This is a genomic window from Streptococcus sp. Z554, assembly GCF_053010305.1.
The window spans coordinates 1-16125 of the sequence record NZ_JBRKNV010000006.1; the positions used below are offsets into that span (position 1 = coordinate 1).

Annotated in this window: 20 protein-coding genes and 1 pseudogene; 12 read left to right on the plus strand and 9 right to left on the minus strand. The window is 36.5% G+C overall.

All coding sequences use genetic code 11. The features are described 5' to 3' along the window. The 8 genes and pseudogenes from ACVC7R_RS06115 to ACVC7R_RS06150 form a co-directional block, all read right to left on the minus strand. Positions 1-437, minus strand: a pseudogene (locus tag ACVC7R_RS06115) (excinuclease ABC subunit UvrA); the annotation flags it as partial. Beyond that, entirely contained in the window at positions 437-892 is a 456-nt protein-coding gene (locus ACVC7R_RS06120) for a MarR family winged helix-turn-helix transcriptional regulator (protein WP_235287934.1), read from the minus strand. The pseudogene ACVC7R_RS06115 and the gene ACVC7R_RS06120, both read right to left, overlap by 1 nt. 117 nt (positions 893-1009) lie before the next feature. Then, the gene (locus ACVC7R_RS06125; protein ID WP_045760134.1) at positions 1010-2503 is read right to left on the minus strand and encodes a tyrosine-type recombinase/integrase; all 1494 of its coding nucleotides are present in this window, start codon (positions 2501-2503) and stop codon (positions 1010-1012) included. Between the two features lie 9 nt (positions 2504-2512). After that, entirely contained in the window at positions 2513-2761 is a 249-nt protein-coding gene (locus tag ACVC7R_RS06130) for a hypothetical protein (RefSeq protein WP_447263967.1), read from the minus strand. 65 nt (positions 2762-2826) lie between these two features. Continuing rightward, complete coding sequence (locus ACVC7R_RS06135) at positions 2827-3855, minus strand: replication initiation factor domain-containing protein (protein WP_447263968.1); 1029 nt, start codon at positions 3853-3855, stop codon at positions 2827-2829. A gap of 2 nt (positions 3856-3857) precedes the next feature. Continuing rightward, a complete protein-coding gene (locus ACVC7R_RS06140; RefSeq protein WP_045760131.1) occupies positions 3858-4289 on the minus strand; it encodes a hypothetical protein in 432 nt (143 codons plus the stop codon). A gap of 274 nt (positions 4290-4563) precedes the next feature. After that, the gene (locus ACVC7R_RS06145; protein WP_070837751.1) at positions 4564-5019 is read right to left on the minus strand and encodes a hypothetical protein; all 456 of its coding nucleotides are present in this window, start codon (positions 5017-5019) and stop codon (positions 4564-4566) included. Continuing rightward, a complete protein-coding gene (locus ACVC7R_RS06150; protein WP_062004532.1) occupies positions 5019-5234 on the minus strand; it encodes a hypothetical protein in 216 nt (71 codons plus the stop codon). The genes ACVC7R_RS06145 and ACVC7R_RS06150 overlap by 1 nt, the downstream gene beginning before the upstream one ends. Before the next feature lie 320 nt (positions 5235-5554). Here ACVC7R_RS06150 and ACVC7R_RS06155 point away from each other — a divergent pair, with 320 nt between their 5' ends. Further along, positions 5555-6475, plus strand: coding sequence for a helix-turn-helix domain-containing protein (locus ACVC7R_RS06155; protein WP_062004533.1), 921 nt, complete (start codon positions 5555-5557; stop codon positions 6473-6475). 166 nt (positions 6476-6641) lie between these two features. Next, positions 6642-8126, plus strand: coding sequence for an RNA-binding domain-containing protein (locus ACVC7R_RS06160; protein WP_062004534.1), 1485 nt, complete (start codon positions 6642-6644; stop codon positions 8124-8126). A gap of 231 nt (positions 8127-8357) precedes the next feature. Here the strand turns inward: ACVC7R_RS06160 and ACVC7R_RS06165 are convergent, their stop codons facing one another. Beyond that, positions 8358-8543: a FanG protein gene (locus ACVC7R_RS06165; protein WP_134805420.1), complete on the minus strand. Its 186-nt coding sequence runs from the start codon at positions 8541-8543 to the stop codon at positions 8358-8360. Positions 8544-8571: 28 nt separating this feature from the next. On the opposite strand from ACVC7R_RS06165, the gene ACVC7R_RS06170 reads away from it, so the two are divergent. From ACVC7R_RS06170 to ACVC7R_RS06215, 10 genes are all read left to right on the plus strand, one after another. After that, positions 8572-9186, plus strand: coding sequence for a CadD family cadmium resistance transporter (locus ACVC7R_RS06170; protein ID WP_006152989.1), 615 nt, complete (start codon positions 8572-8574; stop codon positions 9184-9186). A gap of 11 nt (positions 9187-9197) precedes the next feature. Next, positions 9198-9536 carry a Cd(II)/Zn(II)-sensing metalloregulatory transcriptional regulator CadX gene (gene cadX / locus ACVC7R_RS06175; RefSeq protein ID WP_447263969.1) on the plus strand — a complete coding sequence of 113 codons (339 nt, stop codon included), beginning with the start codon at positions 9198-9200 and terminating at the stop codon, positions 9534-9536. A gap of 372 nt (positions 9537-9908) precedes the next feature. Further along, positions 9909-10148, plus strand: coding sequence for a GlsB/YeaQ/YmgE family stress response membrane protein (locus ACVC7R_RS06180; protein WP_006149342.1), 240 nt, complete (start codon positions 9909-9911; stop codon positions 10146-10148). Between the two features lie 85 nt (positions 10149-10233). Beyond that, positions 10234-10797, plus strand: a complete 564-nt coding sequence (amaP, locus tag ACVC7R_RS06185) for an alkaline shock response membrane anchor protein AmaP (protein WP_447263970.1) — start codon at positions 10234-10236, stop codon at positions 10795-10797. 11 nt (positions 10798-10808) lie between these two features. Continuing rightward, positions 10809-10979, plus strand: coding sequence for a DUF2273 domain-containing protein (locus ACVC7R_RS06190; RefSeq protein WP_142558776.1), 171 nt, complete (start codon positions 10809-10811; stop codon positions 10977-10979). Between the two features lie 11 nt (positions 10980-10990). Further along, positions 10991-11608, plus strand: coding sequence for an Asp23/Gls24 family envelope stress response protein (locus ACVC7R_RS06195; protein ID WP_447263971.1), 618 nt, complete (start codon positions 10991-10993; stop codon positions 11606-11608). Positions 11609-11645: 37 nt separating this feature from the next. Then, on the plus strand, positions 11646-11885 hold the full coding sequence (locus ACVC7R_RS06200; RefSeq protein WP_250307673.1) for a CsbD family protein: 240 nt from the start codon (positions 11646-11648) through the stop codon (positions 11883-11885). 630 nt (positions 11886-12515) lie between these two features. Continuing rightward, positions 12516-13130 carry a YesL family protein gene (locus ACVC7R_RS06205; RefSeq protein WP_447263972.1) on the plus strand — a complete coding sequence of 205 codons (615 nt, stop codon included), beginning with the start codon at positions 12516-12518 and terminating at the stop codon, positions 13128-13130. Beyond that, positions 13108-14781 (plus strand): sensor histidine kinase, encoded by a 1674-nt coding sequence (locus ACVC7R_RS06210; RefSeq protein ID WP_447264044.1) that lies wholly within the window; start codon positions 13108-13110, stop codon positions 14779-14781. Before ACVC7R_RS06205 ends, ACVC7R_RS06210 begins: the two co-directional genes overlap by 23 nt. 2 nt (positions 14782-14783) lie before the next feature. Continuing rightward, the gene (locus ACVC7R_RS06215; RefSeq protein ID WP_447263973.1) at positions 14784-16070 is read left to right on the plus strand and encodes a response regulator transcription factor; all 1287 of its coding nucleotides are present in this window, start codon (positions 14784-14786) and stop codon (positions 16068-16070) included. The last annotated feature ends 55 nt before the right edge of the window (positions 16071-16125 follow it).

Below are 16125 nucleotides of genomic sequence, written 5' to 3' on the forward strand. Positions count from 1 at the left end.
ACCTTCCCAATCCCAGTACAAATAGGACACATCCCTGCAGGATGATTGAAAGAATAAGCCATTGAACCACCCGCACTTGGTTGACCAACCCGTGAAAACAGCAGACGAATAAGCGGAGCAATGTCCATAGCCGTCCCGACTGTTGAACGAGTATTAGTCCTTAAAGCTTTCTGAGCGACAACGATAGATGGGGGTAAATTTTTAATTTCGTCTACGTGAGGACGCTCATAGTGAGGTAGCTTGTTCCGTAAAAAGAGAGGATAACTATCCTGCCACTGTCTACTACTTTCTCTTGCTAGCGTATCAAAGACAAGGGAAGACTTCCCCGAACCTGAAACACCTGCAAAAACCACTAGCTTATTCTTAGGAATCGTCACATCAAAGTCTTTTAGATTGTGCTCTTTAGCACCAAAAATTTCAATACTATCTGTTTCCATCAATTATTCTCCATATCGTCAGTTAAAGTTAACAGCTCAGCTTTAGTAAATTCATTCTTCACAAGAGTTAGATATTTTCCTTGAAGTTCAACATATTTTTGCATATCCTCTTGCCCCATGGCCCTTATTGCTTCTTTTTCTGCTTCCACCATTTTAGCAACGGTCATCTCTATATAAGTTTTGCCTTTTTCAGTCAAGGACAATTTCTTGCTCTTACGAGAACTTGGTAGTGGCGTCACCCTTACATATTGGTCAGCACTCAACTTTTTTACCGAAGAGTGAATGGTTTGTTTTGGGAACATCATCTGTTCAACCAAGTCCTGCTGAGTGATATCACCACTATTTACTAATAAAAAATAACAGACCCACACGCTACTCTCAGATAGCCCAAAATTCTTAGCCATGACACGATAAAGAGATGAGAATTCTTTCTCTTGTACTGATAATTGCTTCATAAAATCTGTTTCCAAAATAATTCCTTACCTCTCTTTTGGTCTGATTACAGACTAAATTATATCCTAAAAAAATATCTATGTCAAATAGAAAAGGAGGCAGTATCCTCCTTTCCACACTTAGTTCTTATTATTAATCAATTTTTCCAGCCTTTCTACAGCTCCTCTCATGGTGTCTTTTTGCTTTTTAATCACATGGAGATAGACACGCTCAATCTCCTTGGAATCCTCCGAGTGTCCAACAAATTCTCGAATGGTGGAGAGGTCTATACCTTCGCTAGCCATAATGGAGATAAAGCTATGGCGGAACATATGAGGGATAACATGAATCGGTCTGCCAAAGTCTAGGAAGCTATCTATGTCCTTATAGGGTTTACCAGATTTTTTATTATATTTTGCTGACTGACTAGAACCACCTCTCAGGAATTGTGAGAGTTCATTATGATAAAGCGGAGAGCCTTGCCGATTACCTGTTCTGATATAGGTTCTGGTAAAGAGATAGCCTAGGTCTTGATAAGTAGGGTTAAATTGAGCTTGAAACTTATTTCTGTCTATATAATGTCGCAAAATTTTCTCTACCTCAGGACTCATTGGAATCGTTCGGACACTTTCCTTGGTCTTAAGGTCTGCTCGGTAGCGTTCCTTTCCGTCAAGATTAAGTGCTTCCATTACCTCATCTGATTTATTTTTGCTTGCCCTCTGCCAATGAACCTTTATCCACTTCTCCTCAAAATCAAGCATATCCTCATTCAAACCCAGAACTTCACTTGGTCTCATACCTGTTAGAAAAATCATTCTCAGCACATCTGCGATAAGTTGATTATCAGGACGGTTAGTCCAGCTTTCTATCAGTCGGAGAACGTAGTTAACCTCACTTGCTTCTAGGTATTTTTCTGCAATATCTTCACGTTTCTTGTTTTGCTCCTCACTCTTTGTCAGAACCCGCCTTTTAACCTTATTGTTGGCAATCGGGTCTTGTGTAAGAGTAATCTGTCCGTTTTCGACTGACCAATCAAAAACCATCTTAAGATAAATATGCAGGTTTCTTGCCATGTGCATGGAAGAAGCATTGATTAGATTTTGAATTTCCTCTGTCATAGAGGCAAATTTTGTGATAGACATTCTGGTATCAAAATTAGGCACGATATAGCGGTTATAGATAGTAACCCTTGTTTTAAGAGTATTATTGGCTGGTTTGACCCTTTCATACCATGCTTTAAAGGCTTTACCATAAAGACTTCCATCTTCATCATAGGGCTTAGCGATTTCTTCTAGGGTTAAAAGTCTCTTGGCTTTCTTAGGCTTAATACCTGTTACCTCAGCGATATAGTCATCAACTAATTTGTTCAGTTCTTGCGTGACCTGTGTAATCAATTGTGAGTTTTTAATATCGCTGACCAAAAGACGTTCTTTTCCAGAAGATGTCTTTTTACTTGGTCTTGCCTTAGTGGTAAACCACCCTTTACCAGCACCTGTAGAAAGGTATTTCTTGTGAGATTTTTTAGTAATAGGGTGGGTAAATCGCATAGCGAACTTCACCAAGACATTGCCTGCTTTATAAGGGTCTGTTCGCCAAGAACTGATGATGAGTACTCTTGAACTATTATCTCTCATAGGTATTACCTACGCCATCTTTGCGACATATTGATTGGCAATTTTGTAGTCAAACCATGCCACGAAGACTTCTGAGTGAATAAAGACATTGCCATGTGTTCCTTTAATACCGAAAGAGTATGGGCTGTCCTTCATCTGACGAATATAGCTATTGAGCGTTGCAACGGTCATGCCATGCCAGAGTTCATCTAGAAAGACGGATTTACGGTACCAGTTACGGATCAAGTCAAAATCATGTTCTGTTTTTAATGTTGCCATTGAATTCTCCTTCTATTTTGGTTATAATCAAGTTAGTTATTTTTGGAAAGGCGATTTGTAGTTTGCTACAGGTCGTCTTTTCCTATGCCCCAATAGGCTGAGCTTTGTTGCTCTTGTTTGTACTGCTGAATATCAGTCTCATCTGTTTCCGTTAGTTTGGATATCCCAATCTCAAGTAAGTGTTGAATATAGCCATTTGCCTTTTCTTGTCCGTAAGATTCTGCTTTTGCTACATAGAGTTTTCCAAGTGCTCGTGAGACTTGCTTCTCTGTCCATAGCTCAGACCGTTTTAGGGTGGGTTTTGTCCGCTTTACACTTAAGACCGTCTTTTCTTGTGTTTCTAAGTAGTCATTCCACCATTTTACGTTTTTTCTTCGCCAACGGTTGGAATCCTTATCTCTCGGACTGACAAAGCGATAGTGTCCATTAATCGCTTCAAAGTAAATCTCTTTAAGGGGACGTCCTTTTTTTATCTGTTGAGCCAGTAAGTTTGCCTTTTCTTGCCAACATCTAAGCTCTGCTCTTGTCCATGATGAGGGCATTTCTGGTAAATCTTTATCCAGTTTTTGTTCTAATAGCTTATTATAGATGCACCATTGCTGAGTACCTCTAACACCAATCGTTACCATTTCACCAACCTTTTCACCATTTTCAAGAATACTCTTTTCATGGTAATCAAAGGTTTTAGCGGTTGATATGCAGAGTTGCTTTTTACAATAACTATAAATAAGCGGGACGGATAGGCTATCATCAAAAATATCATTGGCGATATCTAGTCTTGTAAAGTTACTATGGCATTCAGAAATGCGTTTCATCAGGGTTACCCAGTTATTGACATTGCTTTCCATGTATTCTTCATACTGACGGCACCCCTGCCCTCTCAGTTCGATAAAAACTCCCATTTTTGATTCCCAGTCTTTATTGAAGTAAACCTTTATCTCTGAGAAGGCATAATGCCTTTGGTACTTGTTTATCCCCCATTCATTGAGAACAAACTTATCTTTAGGAAGAATGAGGATTTTCTCAATGACATCATCTGGAGCTAAGCCTTTAATCGTTACGGCTAAGTAGTCTAACATCACTGAGTTATCCATGTCTAGGCTCCAATAAATTTAATATCAGTTGCCACTAGTTTTAAGCCTCCCCAATTTCCACCACCATTATTATTAGCTCGCCAACTAAGGTGGACTTCTGGATTGACAAGTTCTACTACAAGTGAGTTCAGCTCATCCTTTTCAACGGATTTAGCCAACTTGTCAAGGTTGTCTACAATCTCCAAGCGAATACCCTTGAGGTCATCAGGGGAATAGCCCAGGTCTTTCAAGGCTTGGATTTTGTCTGTATCTTGTACAGAGCAAGTAATTTTAGCTACTTCATCTGTCGAAATGCTTTCGCCATTGACATTTTTATAGACTGGTGCAACTCGTGAAGAAAGGATGGTCACTTTCTTTGGAATGTCAAATTGTGATTTATCCAATTTCAAGTCGCCAACTTTTATAGTTTCGTCTGTTAAGTTAAATTTTGTCATGTTTTTTCTCCTATTCATAAAAGCTACGCCTACATGAAATCAATCGTAAACCGTTGATATCATAGGCTTCATAAATGTTTTTTTCGTGAAATTTGCTTCAAATCACTGAACCCCTTGCGTATCAAGGAATTTGACCACATTTTATGTATGTGTGCACCCCCTAATAGGGACTGGGGTGCAAATGTCAAATCGAGTTCAGCCGTTTGCCACCTTTCCCACCTGCTCTGGGCTACCGTGTTGACCACTCGCCCAGTGGTGGGGTGGCGAACCGTCTTCATCGATGAAAGAAGCTAAGTCTCTTAAATGATTTCTTTTCAGTCTCTTTCTCTAAGGTCTGGATTCTATCCAGAAGCACTTCTAACTCCTGTTTCAACTTTGCTAGGTTCCTTCGATAATCTTCTCGGATTTCCTTAAAGGAGACCTCTAGCTCATCAACAAGTTCTCTAATAGGTTTTTGATAATCATTTTCTTTAGAAAACCCATAAACACTTAGAATTGCTCTTTCCAGCCCCAACGAAGACTTCTTGTCAGCAATCGCTTGAAAATGATTTAGGTCATCTTCTGTAAAAAGATAAACTTTAGAATAAGATTTTCGACCCGTTCTCACTCTACTTTCATTGAATTGAGTACCAGTTAGACTTTCAATCTTTAACCGCCACTTTTTCAATGTTGAGACTGAGTTGAGACCATCAACCCTATCTACAACTTCTTGATAATCGTATTTACTCATTAGTTTACCTGTATTTTCTGATTAAGAAAGTCGTTCAAAATCTGCAAAGAACTAGATTCAATCAATCGCTCAAATCCCATATCCTTGATAAGGCGATAGAGTTCTCTGTCATTCAAATCTTTACAATCCTCTGGTTTGATTAAGACTTTCTCTTGTGTATCTGGTGAGTAGGCTACCCACTCTACCATTTGTAGTTCCATACCTGTTAAATTCATAATTACCCTCTTTTCTGATTCTGCATTCAACTAGCGTTTATCCGAAATATCTGGTATAATCACAGCAATTAGATTTACTGTCCTTGAACGATGTACCAGATTGTTCAAGGATTTTTTGTACCTTCCTTTCTTTTTTGATTGTTGGGTTAGCTCCTCTCTAACACGCATGTACGGTTTTATGTACGTTTGGTGTAAAATTTTTGAGCAACCTTAATGCTCATCAATAATTATATACGATATCATACACGGAGTCAAGCGTTTTTCTCAAAAAATGTACGATTTTATAAACACCTGTGTTATAATAGTCTGAGAGGTAACCTATGTTTGAAATACTTAAACCTGATAAAAAGACTGTTGGTCAAAGATTAAGACAAGTCAAAGATGAATTAAATTTGTCTTTTACTGAATTTGGAAACCGTCTTGGATTAAAAAAATCAACGATTAACGCATATGTAAGAGGAGATAACTTAGCTCCTCTTGAAGTTTTAGAGAAAGTGTCAAAAATCTATGGAAAACCCGTAGGTTGGTTTTACTACGGAGAATTGGAAGAATATATTGAACTTTACCTTAGAAAACTTGGTTATGGCACATTCCTAGATGAGTATCCTGATACTCCATTAAAAATAAAAGAAGAGCTTTTTAGAATAAAAACAAATCCAATACAATCGGTCACAAGAAGTGGGGGAGTAACCATTGGAACATTTGAAAATCCTGACTGGGAAAATGAATTTGGATACCCAAAAGAAGGCTACCTAGATGATATCTTTTTTGAAATGCTTTATGATACGCTGAGGGACACAATTAGGAAGGAAGCCAAAACCTACTTAAGCCAGCAAGACGGACTTGATGATACTAAAATCAACGAACTTTCTGATTACTTTGCTAACCAAATCTATACTTCATATGATTTTATCGGAAATCTAGAAATCCTTTCCAAAGATAAAATCAAAAAAGAAATTAAAAAGGGCTATGAACGCCTGATTAAAGATTCGCCATCAGCAGGTGTAGAAGTTAGCTATGATTCCAATTACCTACTCGGTTTTCTAATCAATACACTTGCAGATAGCCAAGCAACAAGGCAATTACTTTCAGATATGTCCCAAGCAACAGTTGGTATGCCTTTTTCACAATTTCATGAAGGGCATGAATTAGTTGAAATTATCCAATCTGTCAGACCACGACTGATAGAACTATACAATAATACGACCTTTGATGACTGGACTGACTGGGCGGAGAAATAATCACGTGGTTTTCGCGTGACTTTCGCGTGATTTTCGATATCTTTTTAAAACGAACTACTCAAAAATGCTTTAAAATCAAGCAAAATTGAGTATTATCAAAAATTTTTTTCGCGTGATTTTCGCGTGATACCCTGCAATTTGATTTTTTAAGTTAGGAGGAAAAAGTGTGGAATTAAAAATTGAAGGCAATGATTTAGAGTACAAAAAAGCTAAAAAAGCACTTCCTGATTCTTTCTGGGAGACCTATTCTGCTTTCGCAAACACCAATGGTGGAAAAGTTGTCTTGGGAGTAGATGAAAATAATGAAGACCCTTTTCAGGGAGTTATGAATCCTGAAAAAGTTAGGAATGACTTGTTTAATCTAGTCTCTAATAGAAAAAAAGTAAGTTGTAATTTGCTAACCGATAATGATATTGAGTACATTGATATTCCTGATAAAAATCGTCAACTTATGGTAATAACGATTAGAGAAGCCAGTAGTGACCAAAAACCTGTCCATCTTAAAAATGATTTTAGAGAATCTTATAAAAGGTTAGGGGAAGGTGATGTTAGACTTGATAAAGAAGAGCTAAAGTATCTCATGGCAAGCTCCCATGATGATATTGATGGCGAACTCCTAACTAACTATGACGAAAGTGACCTCAATATTGAATCAATCGAAGAGTATAAAAAACTCCTAATCGAATTAAGCGGGAACACTAAGTACACCAATATGCCACTTAGGGACTTCTTAACTGAAATTGGTGTTTTTAAGAAGGATAGAACAGATGGCTCTTATAAGTTGACTGCAGGAGGGTTACTATTTTTCGGGAAATACAACTCCATAATATCTAGGTATCCTAAATTTCAATTAGACTACTTTGAAAAGGACAACTCACTTTCTACTAGGTGGAATGATAGGATTTCAACAGGGGACATGATGTACCCTGATTTGAACATGTATGACTTTTTTAATTTAGCATACAAGAAATTAACTGCAACTACCAACGATAGGTTCGAACTCAATGATAAATCTGCCCATCGTTTACCATTTAAAAAAGATTTATCTGAATCTATACGTGAAGCACTAGTAAACTGCTTAATGCACGCTTACTATGACTTTGACTCACCTATCGTTATCACCGCATATAATGATTTTTATGAATTTAAGAATCCAGGAAAAATGAAAATTTCTATTCCTGAGTTTATACATGGCGGTACGTCAAAAACACGAAACGGTACAATTTCATCGCTATTCAGAAGAATCGGAATGTCTGAGAAGGCTGGCTCAGGCGGGCCAAAAATCTTTGATGTGTCAGAAAAATACAAATTGAAAATTCCCGAAGTTTCAACTACTTTTGATAGTACTATCGTAACCATTTGGAAAGTGGACTTGTTGTCTTCATACCAAGATGTAACACAAGATGAAAGAGCTATTCTCAAGTACATAATCGAAAATGAAAGCATTAGCAAAAACGATGTTATTGAGAATAATCTGATGACAGAATATAAGTTCAGAGAAAACTTAAAAACTCTTCAAAGCAAGCAATATATAGAGGTAATTGGCAAGGGACGTTCAACAAAATATGTTCTTCCTAGAACATCATCTGAACAATATCATATCATCAAACAAAAAATTAAAAACCTTGGTGATTTTATGACCAAGAACTAAAGTTTTATCTGATTTTTGTCTGATTAAAACTAAAGCAAGGTCAAAATCACCCTATTTCATCAATAATTGAAAGATTGAAAAGCCCATAAAATCAACGTTTCTGTACATCATGAAACTTGCTAAATTACATATTACGCTTACAGAAGTGAAGTAAGCATTCAATACGAATCAATACATAAGAAAAACGCTTATTTTAAGCGTTTTTTCTTTTTTCAATTTCAATACATTTCACTATATTTCAGTCCAAACTCTACCTTTTTCTCTACCTTTTTTAGATAAATATATCATCTGGATATTGAAGTTGAGCCCTGCTATCATTTCGATGGCAGGGCTTTTTAATGTTTGGTACACTACCTTCTTATCTATATTTTGATGGAGCTGAAGTTGACATCTACAAAGTTTAATGTTAGAATACATTCAAAAATATATTTGAATGAGGTGTTTTATGGTTCAAAATGTTGTTACTTCAATAATCCTGTATTCTGGGACAGCCGTAGACTTACTTATTATTCTAATGTTATTTTTTGCCAAAAGAAAAAGCAGAAAAGACATTATTAACATCTATTTAGGACAATTTCTAGGCTCTGTTAGTCTAATATTGCTAAGTTTACTTTTTGCATTTGTCTTAAATTATATTCCTAGTAAAGAGATTTTAGGTTTGCTCGGTTTGATTCCAATTTTCCTAGGGCTCAAAGTTTTGCTTTTAGGAGATTCTGATGGAGAAGCTATTGCAAAAGATGGTTTGCGCAAAGATGATAAAAACCTGATTTTTCTAGTCGCTATGATTACTTTTGCAAGTTGTGGTGCTGACAATATTGGTGTTTTTGTCCCATATTTTATTACCTTAAATTTAGCGAATTTGATAGTGGCTTTACTTACTTTTCTAGTCATGATTTATCTCTTGGTTTTTTCTGCCCAAAAATTGGCACAAGTCCCTTCTGTTGGAGAAACTTTGGAAAAATATAGCAGATGGTTTATTGCCGTTGTTTATTTAGGATTGGGGATGTATATCCTGATTGAAAACAACAGCTTTGACATGCTAAGGACTGTGTTCGGCTAGGAGAAAAAATTATGAAAAAAGATAGTATATGCCAAGTGAATATTATAAATCAACAAAATGTTACAACCGCAACGAACTACCTTGAAAAGAAAAAAGTCCAAAAATCACTTCGTATTTTATCAAAGTTTACCGATAATAAACAGATAAATATCATCTTTTATCTCCTTGCTGTTGAAGAACTCTGTGTCTGTGATATAGCCTGTTTACTAAATCTCAGTATGGCATCTGCCTCCCACCATCTTCGTAAACTAGCCAATCAAAACATCTTGGATACTAGAAGAGAGGGGAAAATTATATATTATTTTATTAAAGATGAGGAAATCAGAGATTTTTTTAATCAACTAGGATAACAACTATTTTTACTACTCTACCATTCACTCTATCTTTTATTATGTAGCATTCTAAAAACATTGATGTACCAACGTTTCTAACAGCTAAAATAGAAATTATTTAATCTTTTTATAGAAGTGAAGTAAGCATTCAATACGAATCAATACAGAAGAAAAACGCTGATTTTAAGCGTTTTTTCTTTTTTCCAAATTCATAGTATTACAATAAAAATCAACCGAATGACTGCATTTTTTGTGTAGTTTTTAAAAATTAACTATCAATTTTATCAAAGCATACATTCGTGAGAACATTTCTTGATTGCGCTCTCACATTATGATATACTAAATATAACCCAGATATATGGACTCAAGAAAGGAGGCGCATATCATATTATGTTGTGGTCCATTATTGTAGGAGGCTTTATCGGCCTTGCAGCTGGAGCAATCACAAAAAAAGGTGGCTCAATGGGAGTAATTGCTAATATTTTTGCCGGTTTAATCGGTTCATCAGTTGGTCAATCACTTCTTGGCACTTGGGGACCTTCACTAGCTGGTATGGCTATCATTCCATCTATTGTTGGTGCAGTGATTGTAGTTTCTGTGGTATCGTTCTTCTTGGGTAAAAAAGGTTAATTTTTACTCAATCATAAACTATAGATTTAAATTTAGTATTGACGGGTAAACCTATAGTTTAGTGCTTTAATTGAAAGGATTTTATATGTCAAAATCAAAGAAAATATTATTGGTTATTTTCTGTATTTTAATCTTGACAATTTTCCTTCCTATTTTGATAGATTACCACCAGGTTAGTGATTTAGGAATTCAATTGACCAGCTGGCGACAGACATCATTTGAATATTATATTGCTAGATATGTATTTTGGGGACTTCTAGGACTGTCTCTCTTAGTTTTATTATGGATCTTAGTAATCCTGTTTTATCCTAGACAATATCTGGAAATAAAACTTGGAACTAAAGACGATAAATTAAAACTAAAAAATTCAGCTATTGAAGGGTTTGTTCGATGTTTATTGGATGAACACAAGATGGTCAAAAATCCCAAAATTCAGGTACATACTCGGAAAAAGAAATGTTTCGTTTATGTAGAAGGTACAGCTGTTCTTTCAGATAACATTGCTAACAAATTTGAAGTAGTTCAAAACGAAATTACTCAAGGATTGAAAGAATTCTTTGGTATGGATCGAGAGGTTAAACTGGAAGTTTTAGTGAAAGAATATGACCCTCAAAAAGCAGCTAAAAAAATGGTTAGTCGTGTAAAGTAAGGAAGTAAAAAATGGAATTGTTTAAAAAATACCAATATCCAATTCTATGTGGTATAGCAGGTATTCTTCTAGCTTGCTTCATCCTGTCCTTTGGATTTTTTAAAACACTATTTGTTTTAATTTGTGGGACATTAGGGATTGGATTCGGATACTATGTTCAGAAAAATTATTTAAATAAATAAAGGAGTTTTATATGTCAAACGTAGAAAAAAATGTAAATGTAGATACTGAAAAGAAAGATGTAGTCGTTTCTAAAAATGTTCGAGGAGAATTAACTTACGAAGATAAAGTTATTCAAAAAATTATCGGTCTTTCACTAGAAAAAGTCCCAGGACTATTACATGTTGACGGTGGATTCTTCTCAAATCTTACAGAAAAACTTGTGAATACTAACGATGTAACACACGGTGTTAAAGTTGAAGTTGGTAAAGAACAAGTAGCAGTTGACTTGAACGTTATCGTAGAGTACAGAAAAAACGTTCCAACTCTATACAATCAAATTAAAGAAGTTATCGTTTCAGAAGTTGCGAAAATGACTGATCTAGAAGTAGTTGAAGTGAACGTTAATGTTGTTGATATCAAAACTAAAGAACAACATGAAGCAGACTCAGTTAGCCTTCAGGATCGTGTAACTGACGTGGCAGAATCAACAGGCGAGTTTGCGTCAGAACAATTTTCTAGAGTTAAAGCTGGAATCGGTTCAGGTGTTGAAAAACTTGGCGAAGGAGCTGAATTCATCCAAGAAAAAGTTGGCCAAGGCGTTGACAATGTTAAAGACGCTGCAGCCAAAGCAGAACCACGTGTACACTAATTTATAATTTAGAAAAAAATAAAAGGAGAACATACTTATGTCTACAGAAGAAAAATTAAACCAAGCAGCAGGATCTATCAAAGAAGGTGTTGGAAAATTGGTAGGCGATAAAGAACTTGAAAGCGAAGGGGCAACAGAAAAAGTTATTTCTAAAGTTAAAGAAGTTGCTGAAGATGCAAAAGATGCTGTAGAAGGTGTCGTTGAAGATGCAAAAGATGCTGTAGAAGGTGTCGTTGAAGGTGTTAAAAACATGCTTCATAAAGACGATGCTAAATAATAACATTGTCATAACTTTGTTAAGTCTCCTCACTACCCCCCGTTTAAACGGGGGGTTTTGGTATACATTTCTATCGATGCACGTTTTGTAGAAAAAAAGAATACAGGACCAACAAATTCCTGTATTCTTAAAATAACTTAGAGCAGCATTAACAAAACAGCGACTAATATGATTATAGTGCAAATTATTTTTCCGATTTTTTCATGTTGCTTGAACAATTTTTCAGAGAAAAGAGTCAATATAAGCGCAACACACATCAACACAGTGCTTAAATTTTGAGTAGTCATGGTACATACTCCTTTCGTTATTTTGTTGAACCAGTAAATAAGTTGAATAGTAATTATCTAATTTTCAAACATATCCATCTGCCCTGGTAAAGCCTTTGTTCTTTGATTATTAATCGGTATCTCTATCTATCTTTATTATAGCACAAATATCCTTATTAAACCGATAAATGCAATTTTTTTATAGTTTGGCGTTTGTACACTTTTGACAGGGATGGATATCTACTCCAAATTTGCTCCTAAAAAGGTAGTGAGTTAAAATCTCTCTATCTTTTTACTGTTCCGCTTTTTGAGAGTGCTTGAAATATGTTATAATAAAACTAGATTAATTTATAGGAGGCAAACCGTGGGAAATTTCATTGAGCTAGTCTTTCATCGTTTCTTTTTGGGGATGATTGCGACGGCTTATTTTTGGTTATTGACACTAGCAGGAGGAGTGGTTTTTGGTATAGCGCCCGCTAGTGCAACCCTCATGAGTTTATATGCTGAACACGGCTATTCTTACCGTGCTTATCGTTTCAAGGAAGCATGGGCATTATTTAAGAGCAATTTTGTTAAAAGCAATCTCAGTTTCTACACCTTTATAGGGATTGACTTGCTCTTGATTTATGGCTTGTATCTGATGATTCAGTTGCCAAATCAGACGATTGTCCACTTGGCAGCAACATTTCTAAATATCTTTTTAGTAGCCTTGGTATTTTTGGCCTATACGGTATCTTTAAAGCTACAGGTTTACTTTGAATTATCCTATAAAAACACCTTAAAGCTTGCTTTTATCGGAATTTTTATGAGTTTGTCAGCAGTCGCCAAGGTTCTCCTTGGTAGCGTCTTATTAGCCATTATTGGCTTCTATATGCCAGCCCTCATCGCCTTTGTAGGGATTGGGATGTGGCACTTCTTTATTAGCGATTTATTGGAGCCTGTTTATGAAAGTATTCATGAAAAATTGGCAACCAAATAAGACCAAACAATTCCGTCTCCACTCACTCCTACGAATCTATAGTCTGGTAATGATGATCATCATTTCCTGTTTTGCTCTCTTGATTTCTTACGCAGACTGGGATATGCGTGAAAGGGAAGCCAATCGTGTTGGTCAGCGTGTTCTTGCTCGTACTGTTGATGAAGTTGAATACTACTATCGGGAGTCAACCCGCCTAGCCCAGAGTTTAGTGGAGAATCAAGCCCGGATCGAAGGGATTTACAAGTATTTTAGCCTCAGTACGCCAGATTATTTTTATTGGCAGTTAGAACGCAAGGCGTCACCCTATATTTCCGTTTCCATTTATGAAAATATCGATGATATATACGTGCGAAATGATTTTGTAACAGGTGTTTCGATTGTTCTACAGGATTCAACGGATGTATTTGTTTCCAAAAGAGAAAACCGAGGTGGACAGAAGATTCCAGCTGAGAGCTTTAAACCAGATGCTAATAGTTTCGCTGTTCCAGTATCGGATCCAGTATCAGACCAGGCTCTTGGAGTTATCTATATTTCCGTAGAACCAGAAGTCCTCTATAAAGCGATTGACAATACCAGGGGAACCATTCCTGTAGCGGTAACGGTTATTACACCATATGAAACAGATATGTTCTATATTGGTGCGAAAGGAACGAATGAATCTTGGTTGGTAGGAACAACTGCCCATGGATATCAAGTTCGAGTAGCTGTACCAAGGGATTATGTTTGGAGTGGGACTTTAGCGAGTTCGGCACTTATTTTAGGTTTGAGCGCCCTTTTTATCATCATTTTATATATGACCTTAAGAAGGACCTTTTCTGACTATCAAAGTCAGGTTGTGGACTTGGTGGACTCCATCCAAGCCATTACTGAGGGAGAGCATACCAAGAGAATTAATACAGATAAAAAGGACCAGGAATTGCTACTAATTGCTGAGTCGACAAATGATATGTTGGATCGACTAGAAAGTAATATCCACGATATTTATCAACTGGAACTCAATCAAAAAGATGCCAACATGCGAGCCTTGCAAGCTCAAATTAATCCGCATTTTATGTACAATACTCTAGAATTTTTGCGGATGTATGCAGTGATGGAGAACCAAAATGAGCTAGCAGATATCATCTATGAGTTCAGTAGTCTCCTGCGCAATAATATCTCTGACGAGCGAGAAACGACCCTCAAACAAGAAGTGGAGTTTTGTCGGAAGTACAGTTATCTCTGTATGGTTCGCTATCCAAAATCCATTGCCTATGGATTTAAGATTGACCCTGAATTGGAAGAAATGCGTATTCCAAAGTTCACCCTCCAACCTTTAGTGGAAAATTATTTTGCCCATGGAGTTGACTACAGAAGAACAGATAATGTTATCAGTATCAAGGCTTTGAAACAGAATGGCTATGTCGAAATTTTAGTAACCGATAATGGCCGTGGGATGTCTGCTGAAAAACTAGCAGAAATTCAAACTAAATTAGCCCAAAGAACCTTTGAACACACAGCGGATTATATGGAACAGCGACAGTCCATTGGGATCGTCAATGTTCATGAACGCTTTGTTCTCTATTTTGGAGACCGCTATAACATTAGTATAGAATCTGCTGAACAAAAAGGTGTTCAATATCGAATCACTATTCAGGATGAAGAGAAAGGATAAAGATGTATAAAGTACTATTAGTTGATGATGAGTACATGATTACAGAAGGACTGAAGCGTTTGATCCCTTTTGAAAAATGGGATATGGAAGTCGTTGCAACAGCCAATCATGCGGATGACGCTTTGGACTATGTTCGAGAGCATCCCGTAGATATCGTCATTTCTGATGTCAATATGCCTGACAAGACAGGACTTGAAATGATTGGGGAGATGAAGGAACTCTTGCCGGAGGCTTACTATATCCTTCTCTCAGGCTATCAAGAATTTGAATATGTCAAGAAAGCCATGAACCTCAATGTTGTAGATTATCTTGTCAAACCAGTTGATAAGGTTGAGCTGGAGCATTTGCTTGAAAAAATTCTTGGTCAGCTTCGTGAAAAAGTGCATGAGCCAGAAATGTTAAGTCAGAAGTTAGACGACGAGGCATTTAAAGAACACCTGTCTCAAAAAGAAAATTGGTGGATTGGTCTTTCCCGAGAAAAACAAGGGGATTTTGTCATTCCTTACTATGTTCTAGGTCAGGACTGGCAGATTGTGATAGCGGCTCAGAAATTCGATGGTTTACTCGTCATGCCTTTTGAGTTGCCTTATGAGGCAAACTTTGAAAAATGGAAGTTTGACGTTGAAAAAGCACTTTTCTATGGAACTGTCAATCTAGATCAGTCTGAAAGTCTCTTTTCTTATTATGAACCCATCTATCGAGTGATTATTCAAGGGAATCTTCAGCAGATTATCGAAGAGTTGAACCTACTTGAGAAGATTGTATTGGAAAACACACCGAGAGTGTCCATTACCAAGCAACTCTTTACTCAGTTTGTAATGGATGTTTTTCACCTCTTTGAGCATCTGAAAGCAGACGATATGACAGATATTGTCAAGGACATTCATGCCATTACAAACTTTGAAGACTTAGTGGCTTATACCAAGGAAACCTTGACGTCCTTCTTCGGTCAATACCGTATGAATGAAAATGTTGTTAGCGTACTTGAAGTTATTGGTAGAGATTATAAAAAAGAGTTGTCTCTCAAGGATATCAGCAAGGATCTTTTTATCAATCCTGTGTATTTAGGTCAGTTAATCAAGAAGGAAACTAATTCAACCTTTGCGGAGCTTCTCAATAAACAGCGCATCAAGGCTGCCCAACAACTCTTGCTGTCTACAAATGATAGTATTGAGGATATTTGCTATACGGTTGGCTATAGTAATGTCGGTTATTTCTACAAGGTTTTTCGAAAACTATGTGGAAAGTCTCCAAAGGCCTACCGCAAGCAGATCGAGGTCACCCTCTAAGATTTGTTATCCATTTTAAAATATGCTATAATAAGTTCAAAAATATGAGGAGGTT

Excerpts from the sequence above, each read along its gene's own strand:
- ACVC7R_RS06150 (WP_062004532.1), bottom strand. The coding sequence starts at position 5,234 with ATGAATTTAACAGGTATGGAACTACAAATGGTAGAGTGGGTAGCCTAC.
- ACVC7R_RS06170 (WP_006152989.1), top strand. The coding sequence starts at position 8,572 with ATGGTTCAAAATGTTGTTACTTCAATAATCCTGTATTCTGGGACAGCC.
- ACVC7R_RS06135 (WP_447263968.1), bottom strand. The coding sequence starts at position 3,855 with ATGGATAACTCAGTGATGTTAGACTACTTAGCCGTAACGATTAAAGGC.
- ACVC7R_RS06125 (WP_045760134.1), bottom strand. The coding sequence starts at position 2,503 with ATGAGAGATAATAGTTCAAGAGTACTCATCATCAGTTCTTGGCGAACA.
- cadX (WP_447263969.1), top strand. The coding sequence starts at position 9,198 with ATGAAAAAAGATAGTATATGCCAAGTGAATATTATAAATCAACAAAAT.
- ACVC7R_RS06120 (WP_235287934.1), bottom strand. The coding sequence starts at position 892 with ATGAAGCAATTATCAGTACAAGAGAAAGAATTCTCATCTCTTTATCGT.
- ACVC7R_RS06130 (WP_447263967.1), bottom strand. The coding sequence starts at position 2,761 with ATGGCAACATTAAAAACAGAACATGATTTTGACTTGATCCGTAACTGG.
- ACVC7R_RS06215 (WP_447263973.1), top strand. The coding sequence starts at position 14,784 with ATGTATAAAGTACTATTAGTTGATGATGAGTACATGATTACAGAAGGA.
- ACVC7R_RS06155 (WP_062004533.1), top strand. The coding sequence starts at position 5,555 with ATGTTTGAAATACTTAAACCTGATAAAAAGACTGTTGGTCAAAGATTA.
- ACVC7R_RS06195 (WP_447263971.1), top strand. The coding sequence starts at position 10,991 with ATGTCAAACGTAGAAAAAAATGTAAATGTAGATACTGAAAAGAAAGAT.
- ACVC7R_RS06140 (WP_045760131.1), bottom strand. The coding sequence starts at position 4,289 with ATGACAAAATTTAACTTAACAGACGAAACTATAAAAGTTGGCGACTTG.
- ACVC7R_RS06145 (WP_070837751.1), bottom strand. The coding sequence starts at position 5,019 with ATGAGTAAATACGATTATCAAGAAGTTGTAGATAGGGTTGATGGTCTC.
- amaP (WP_447263970.1), top strand. The coding sequence starts at position 10,234 with ATGTCAAAATCAAAGAAAATATTATTGGTTATTTTCTGTATTTTAATC.
- ACVC7R_RS06180 (WP_006149342.1), top strand. The coding sequence starts at position 9,909 with ATGTTGTGGTCCATTATTGTAGGAGGCTTTATCGGCCTTGCAGCTGGA.
- ACVC7R_RS06165 (WP_134805420.1), bottom strand. The coding sequence starts at position 8,543 with ATGTATTCTAACATTAAACTTTGTAGATGTCAACTTCAGCTCCATCAA.
- ACVC7R_RS06200 (WP_250307673.1), top strand. The coding sequence starts at position 11,646 with ATGTCTACAGAAGAAAAATTAAACCAAGCAGCAGGATCTATCAAAGAA.
- ACVC7R_RS06210 (WP_447264044.1), top strand. The coding sequence starts at position 13,108 with ATGAAAAATTGGCAACCAAATAAGACCAAACAATTCCGTCTCCACTCA.
- ACVC7R_RS06190 (WP_142558776.1), top strand. The coding sequence starts at position 10,809 with ATGGAATTGTTTAAAAAATACCAATATCCAATTCTATGTGGTATAGCA.